This window comes from Robertmurraya mangrovi (assembly GCF_034427655.1).
GTDB classification, from domain to species: domain Bacteria; phylum Bacillota; class Bacilli; order Bacillales; family Cytobacillaceae; genus Robertmurraya_A; species Robertmurraya_A mangrovi.
In genome coordinates this window covers 1-1,609 of record NZ_JAXOFX010000038.1, presented here as the reverse complement: position 1 = coordinate 1,609, position 1,609 = coordinate 1, and the positions used below count along the sequence as shown (strand labels likewise).

Sequence of the window (1,609 nt, the reverse complement as noted above, 5' to 3'; positions counted from 1 at the left end):
AAAAACTGGCTCCACGTCCATTTTACGTTGGCGGTAAATGGCAGCCGTTTCTTCATCTGAAAGCTTCGTTCTCACATATTCTTTTTGTTGTTCCCATTTCTCATTGATCATGAGTTGGCGATTATTTCCTTCTTGCGCCTTCGTACAGTTCTTACGCAGTGGACAGTCCGTACAATCCTCACATTCATAGACTTTGAATGTACGCTCGAATCCTGTTTTATCCGTACGAACCGAATGGTATTTAAACCGAACTGGTTGCTGATTAGGACAGGTATAGCTATCACTTTCCTCATCATAGGTCCAGTTGCTTGTTTTGAACGGATCGTTTTTGTATTTTTTCTTTTGTTCATTTAAATAATGACCATATGTAATGAGCGGTGTACGCTTGCGTTTTGAAAGAATATCATCGTAATTTTGCTCGCTTCCATAGCCTGCATCCGCAACGATATGTTCGGGTAATGAAAAGAACTGACCCTCGATTTGATCAAGGAATGGAATGAGGGTTTTCGTATCGGTTGGGTTTGGAAAAATACCGTACGCCAGTGTAAATTGTCCTTCTGTTGCCACCTGAAGGTTGTAGCCTGCTTTGAGTTGACCGTTTTTCATATAATCGTCTTTCATTCGCATAAATGTCGCGTCTTTATCCGTTTTGGAATAGCTGTTACGTGAACCAAAAATCTCAAAATCCTCTTCATACTTCTGCTTACGCTCTATCCAATCATTCACTTGTTTCAGAATCTGTTTCGGTGTTTTTCGTTCCCTACGTAACTGTTTACGCGTAGCGACATCTTCTGAGTTGTCTATTTTTTTTGTATAGTCCTTGACCACTTCTTCTAATTTTTCACCAATTTGCGTGAGTTCTTCAATAGAAAGCTGCTCCTCTTCTTCCCGTTTTAATTCGGGGATGATTTCTTTTTCAAGTAGTTCGTCATACATTTGATTTGATTTCTCAACGAGTTTTTGGTGATGCTTCTCCACAGCTTTTTTCCAAACGAACGTGAATTTATTGGCATTCGCTTCAATTTTCGTACCATCAATAAAAATGGCTTCTTGATCAATTAATTTTTCTTCAACTAATTGACAACGGAACTGCACAAAACATTGGCGAATGAGTTCTTTCATATCGGGATGAACACGGAAACGATTGATCGTCCGATAGCTAGGCTCATACCCTTGGGCTAGCCACATCATACGGATACTATCTTTCGTCAAATCTTCTATTTTGCGACCAGAGAAACTAGATTGCGTATAACCACATAAAATGATTTTTAACATCATCCGTGGGTGATAGGATGGACAACCGGTGTAATGGACAAAGGATCGAAAAGCTTCATCGGAAATATTTTCCACTAAGTGGTGAATAGAAAAGGCGATATCGTTTTCTTGTAATTTAACGGCTAAATCTAGAGGCAAAACTATTTGATTCATGTTATAATTTTTAAACATAAGGATCCTTCTTTCTGGTTAAATTTTGTGTGGTAACTTTATTTTATCAGAAGTGGTCCTTATTTTTATTCCAAAAATAATTAGAGCCGGTGAAATTTTACTCGTCGTAAAATTTCACCGGCTTTTTCATCTTTGAGGTGGGTTTTGTCCCAGGCTCTTCTAA

Annotated in this window: 1 protein-coding gene; it reads right to left on the bottom strand. The window is 38.5% G+C overall.

Annotated elements, in window-relative coordinates; all coding sequences use genetic code 11:
- Window positions 1–1,446, bottom strand: a 1,446-nt coding sequence (locus tag SM124_RS23910) for an IS1182 family transposase (RefSeq protein WP_322448962.1), incomplete at its 3' end; no start/stop codon positions are given.
- Between the last annotated feature and the right edge of the window lie 163 nt (window positions 1,447–1,609).